Origin of the sequence: Saccharothrix hoggarensis, from assembly GCF_042678885.1 — a bacterium.
GTDB lineage: Bacteria > Actinomycetota > Actinomycetes > Mycobacteriales > Pseudonocardiaceae > Actinosynnema > Actinosynnema hoggarensis.
This window is the reverse complement of record NZ_JBHTLK010000095.1, coordinates 20,685-24,939: the sequence shown is the minus strand read 5'-3', so window position 1 is coordinate 24,939 and position 4,255 is coordinate 20,685. Positions and strand designations below refer to the sequence as shown.

Genomic DNA, 4,255 nt, shown 5'->3' with positions numbered 1-4,255 from the left:
GGCGGACGCGGGCCGGGGCGCGCGCCGCCGGGCGCGGTGGTGCCGACCGGCGCGCTGCTCGTCGTGCCGCCGACCTTGGTGGTGGTCGTGGACGCGCCCGTGGTGGACGTGGCCGAGGTGCCGGGCGTCGAAGTGGACGTGCCGGAGGCGCCCGTGGTCGTCGACGTGGCCGTGGTGCCGGAGACGCCGGTGGTGGTGGTCGTGGTGGACGTCGCGGACGTGCCGGACAGGTCCGTCGTGGTCGTGGTGGCCCCGGTGGACGACGTGGTCGTCGGGTAGGTCGGCTTCGTGGTCGTCGTGGTGTGGCACGGCGGTTCGCCGCGGTGCTTGCACACGTCACCCCGGCCCTGGTCGCCCCGGCCGCCCGGAACACCGGGGACGTCGGGCAGGTCGGGCAGGCCCGGCACGTCCACCGCGCCGGGGACACCGGGCGGCGGCACCGGCCACGGCGCGGCCAGCGCCACCCCCGGCGGCACCACCAACGCGAACGCCAGGCACACCGCAGCGGTCATACGACGACTCATCAGGACCTCCCGTACCGGACTCGATTGCTCCGAATGGCCTATCGAACCGTGGCAGCTGCCCGTTACCAAACGGGTACCGTCCGTGTATGACTTTCGGGGTACGCCGATCAGGTGACGTCGAGGAGCTGCCGGCGGTGGGTGGCAGCTACCGCGTCCGGCTGGCCGGCGGCGACACGGGCGGCCGACTCGCGGTGGTGGAGCTGACCCTCGACCCCGGGGCCCTCGGCGCGGCCCCGCACGTGCACCACAGCCACGAAGAGGACTTCGTGGTGCTCGACGGGGCGATCACGTTCGACACCGCGAGCGGTCCCGAGGTGATCGACGCGGGCGGCGCGCTCGCCGTGCCCCGCGGTACCCCGCACGGGTTCCGCAACGCCACCGGGCAGCCCGCCAAGTGCCTCATGATTTTCACCCCGGCGGGTTACGAGGACTTCTTCCGCGAGGTGTCCCGCATGGTCGCCGCCGGGCGCCGGGCGACCGCGGCCGAGCTCGACGCGCTCCGGGCCGACTTCGACACCTCCGCGTGGTCACCCACTCGTTAGAGGGACAGACGACGTATTCGAGCCGAATCGCCGGTCAGATTGGGGGAGGACCGACGGAAGGCGAGGCATGCCGACTCTCACGATCACCGCCAACTACCGGCGCCACGGGGACGACTGGGCGATCACCGTGCGCGCCGACGACAAGGAGCTCGACGCGACGGCGCCGGGCCTGATCGCCGCCCGGCTGGCGGCCGACCAGCTGGTGGACGAGCTGGCGGTGGGGCGCGACCGGGCCGTGGTGCACCTGCTGGACGGTGACGCGTTCGCGTTCTCGGTGGCGTACCTGCACACCCGCGCGGGGCTCGCGCCGCCCGCCGGGAAACCCGCTGCTAACGCCGGCCACTCCACGGCGAATACCAAGACAGGGGTCGCGGTGGGCGCGACCGCGGGTGCCGTGCCGGCGGCGCAGGCCGGCACAGCCGAAGCGAGCACCACTCACGACCAGGTGATCAAAGCCTGAGGCCGAACGCCGCGGCCTAGGATGTCCGGCCAAAGGCGACAGGAGCACACAGATGGCCACACCGGTGTACAGCGGGGCGGCACGGTCCCCTCAGCGGGGCAGACCGAGGGACGCCAGCCGGGACGACGCGCTGCGCCAGGCGGCGCTGGAGGTGATGGCCGAGGTCGGTTACCGGGCGCTCACCATGGACGCCGTCGCCGCGCGCGCCCGGGCCGGCAAGGCCACCATCTACCGGCGGTGGGAGTCGAAGCTCGACCTCGTGATCGACACGTGCACGCAGCTCGCGCAGCAGAACCTGGCCGAGCCGGACACCGGTTCCCTGGCCGGCGACCTGCGCGAGTTCCTGAGCGCCTTCGCCGCGTTCCTGTCCGGGCCGATCGGCAAGGCGGCGCAGGCGCTGGTCGGCGAGCTGCCGCACGAGCCGGAACTGGCCTCGGCGTTCCGCGGCACGTTCCTGACCGCGCAGCGCGACGTGCTGCGGCGCATCCTGGACCGGGCCTCGGAACGCGGCGAGCTGCGCGAGGACGCGCCGCGCGGCATGGCCGTCGAGATCGCGGGCGCGGCCCTGATCTACCGGTTGATGCTCACCGGCGACCCGCTGGACCTGCCGTTCGTGGACCGCGTGGTGGACCAGGTGCTACTGCCCCTCGTCGCCAAGGGGCAGTAGCCGCCGAACCGGGTCACGAGGACCGGATCGCCGAGCAGGTCACCTGAACAGCTTGCGCAGCAAGGCGAACCCGACGAGCACGGCCACCGCGATCAGCGAGTACCGGATCTTGGGTTCGTCGAGCTTCGCGCGCACGCTCTCCTTGCCGGACTCGACGAAGCGCTGGGGGTTCGCCCTGGTCCCCAGCTCGTCCAGGGTCACGGCCAGCGCGTTGCGAGCCTGCTCGATCTCGCGCTGGATGGTGTCGGGATCGCGGGCCACATCTCCTCCTAGCTGCGGTCTGGCCACAACCGTAGTTGAGACGGCGGATCACCGTTGACCTGACCGGGCGGTCAATGGTTTCATAACGCTGTTTCAATTCCTGTGGAGGAGCGTCATGGCCGCCATCCCGTTGTCCCTCGCCTCCCGCCGCCTGGCGGGCATCCTGTTGCTGAGCCTCGTCGGCGTCGAGTTCGGTGGTCGCTTCATGACCACCGTGGTTCAGGGCGAGATCGAACTGACCGAGTTCCAGCAGTCGTTCTTCCGCGCCGGTCACGCCCACGCCGGCGTCCTCCTGATCCTCAGCCTCGTGTGCCTGCTGTACGCCGACGCGGCGAACGTGCGCGGCACGCTCGGCTGGGTGGCGCGGCTCGGCGTGCCGATCGCCGCGATCTTCATGCCGTCCGGCTTCTTCCTGTCCGCGCTGGGTGAGGGCGCGACCAAGGCCAACGGCCTGATCGTGCTGCTGTACATCGGCGGGTTGAGCCTGGCCGCGGGCGTGGTGTCCCTCGGCATCAGCCTGCTGAAGCCTGCGGATAAGCTGGTGACGACGGGCTCGTAGCCCAATTGGCAGAGGCACACGGTTTAGGTCCGTGCCAGTGAGAGTTCGAGTCTCTCCGAGCCCACGTCGCCCGGTGGCCCTCGGCGCTGTCGCCGAGGGCGCCTCCCAAGCCGTGTCGCGCCAGGCCGTGTCATCGCAGGCCGTGTCGCCCTGGGCCGTGCAGCGTCGGGCCGTGCAGCGTCGGGCCGTGCGGCCCTAAGCGGTGTAGCGCAGCACTTCCAGCATCGACCGCGGGTCGACCGACGCGGGGTCCGGCTCGACGCAGTCCTCCAGCGCGGCCCGGATCGCGGCGGTGTCCAGGCCCGTGTCGATCAGCACGAGCTCGGTGCGGCGCGGGCCGGACGCGGGCCACGCCGAGCGCTCGAACCGCAGGAACGCGCCCACGGTGTGCAGGCCGAACCGCTGCCGGTGCCCCGGCACGTCGAACCGCACGAACCCCTTGATCCGGTAGAGGCCCTTGGGTCGTTCGTCGAGGAACGCCATGAGCCGCAGCGGGTTCAGGGCGTCGGCGACGAACTCCACGCTCTCGTAGCGCACGTGGTCGTGCTCGTGGCCGTCGTCTTCCAGCAGGTCCTCGAACGACAGCTGCCCGAACTCCGCGCGCGGCCGGGGGTCGAACAGCAACGACGGGTCGACGCGCCCGAACGACGCGGGCACCACTGGCACGCCCGGCTTGAGCCGGTCGACCTCCGCCGCCAACGCCGACGCGTCGCCGACGCGGTCCACCTTGTTCAGCACCACCAGGTCCGCGACGCGCAGGTGCTTGGCCAGGTCGTCGGGGAACTCGGCCGCGTCGACCAGCAGCACGAGCCCGCCGTAGGCCAGCCGCGGGTTCTCGCTCGCCAGCACCATCCGCGCCATCGCCTGCGGCTCGGCCAGCCCGCTCGCCTCGATCACGATCACGTCCACGACCGGGGCGAGCTTGGCGAGCATGGCGTCCAGCTCGCTCACGTCGATCGCGCAGCACAGGCACCCGTTGCTCAGCGACACCGTGGAGTCGACCTGCCCGGCCACGCTCATCGCGTCGATGCCGATCGCGCCGAAGTCGTTGACCACCACGCCCACGCGGGTGCCGCGGCTGCCGCCGAGCAGGTGGTTGAGCAGCGTCGTCTTGCCGGAGCCGAGGAAACCCGCCACCACGATCACCGGGATCCGCTTCACGCCGACCGATCTTACGCAGCCGTTCCCACGCAGCCGGCCCCAAGCACCCGGGCCCACGCGGCTGATCGCGCGCGGTCGGGT

General features: G+C 71.8%; 6 protein-coding genes, 1 tRNA gene and 1 pseudogene. 5 read left to right on the top strand and 3 right to left on the bottom strand.

What is annotated here, in order from left to right; genetic code table 11:
• A pseudogene (locus ACFQ3T_RS18980) lies at positions 1 to 512 on the bottom strand (hypothetical protein); the annotation flags it as partial.
• 98 nt (positions 513 to 610) lie between these two features.
• On the opposite strand from ACFQ3T_RS18980, the gene ACFQ3T_RS18975 reads away from it, so the two are divergent.
• The 3 genes from ACFQ3T_RS18975 (at position 611) to ACFQ3T_RS18965 (ending at position 2,193) form a co-directional block, all read left to right on the top strand.
• Positions 611 to 1,066, top strand: a complete 456-nt coding sequence (locus ACFQ3T_RS18975) for a cupin domain-containing protein (RefSeq protein WP_380724630.1) — start codon at positions 611 to 613, stop codon at positions 1,064 to 1,066.
• Positions 1,067 to 1,133: 67 nt separating this feature from the next.
• Entirely contained in the window at positions 1,134 to 1,526 is a 393-nt protein-coding gene (locus tag ACFQ3T_RS18970; RefSeq protein WP_380724629.1) for a hypothetical protein, read from the top strand.
• 52 nt (positions 1,527 to 1,578) lie between these two features.
• Complete coding sequence (locus ACFQ3T_RS18965; RefSeq protein WP_380724628.1) at positions 1,579 to 2,193, top strand: TetR/AcrR family transcriptional regulator; 615 nt, start codon at positions 1,579 to 1,581, stop codon at positions 2,191 to 2,193.
• Positions 2,194 to 2,232: 39 nt separating this feature from the next.
• Here ACFQ3T_RS18965 and ACFQ3T_RS18960 read toward each other — a convergent pair whose 3' ends face one another.
• Entirely contained in the window at positions 2,233 to 2,454 is a 222-nt protein-coding gene (locus tag ACFQ3T_RS18960; RefSeq protein WP_380724627.1) for a DUF3618 domain-containing protein, read from the bottom strand.
• Between the two features lie 115 nt (positions 2,455 to 2,569).
• Between ACFQ3T_RS18960 and ACFQ3T_RS18955 the strand changes: the two genes are divergently transcribed.
• Together ACFQ3T_RS18955 and ACFQ3T_RS18950 are read left to right on the top strand one after the other, a co-directional pair.
• A complete protein-coding gene (locus ACFQ3T_RS18955) occupies positions 2,570 to 3,013 on the top strand; it encodes a hypothetical protein (protein ID WP_380724626.1) in 444 nt (147 codons plus the stop codon).
• Positions 3,004 to 3,077, top strand: a tRNA-Leu gene (locus ACFQ3T_RS18950). The genes ACFQ3T_RS18955 and ACFQ3T_RS18950 overlap by 10 nt, the downstream gene beginning before the upstream one ends.
• A gap of 131 nt (positions 3,078 to 3,208) precedes the next feature.
• Here ACFQ3T_RS18950 and ACFQ3T_RS18945 read toward each other — a convergent pair.
• Positions 3,209 to 4,174, bottom strand: coding sequence for a CobW family GTP-binding protein (locus ACFQ3T_RS18945; RefSeq protein ID WP_380724625.1), 966 nt, complete (start codon positions 4,172 to 4,174; stop codon positions 3,209 to 3,211).
• Between the last annotated feature and the right edge of the window lie 81 nt (positions 4,175 to 4,255).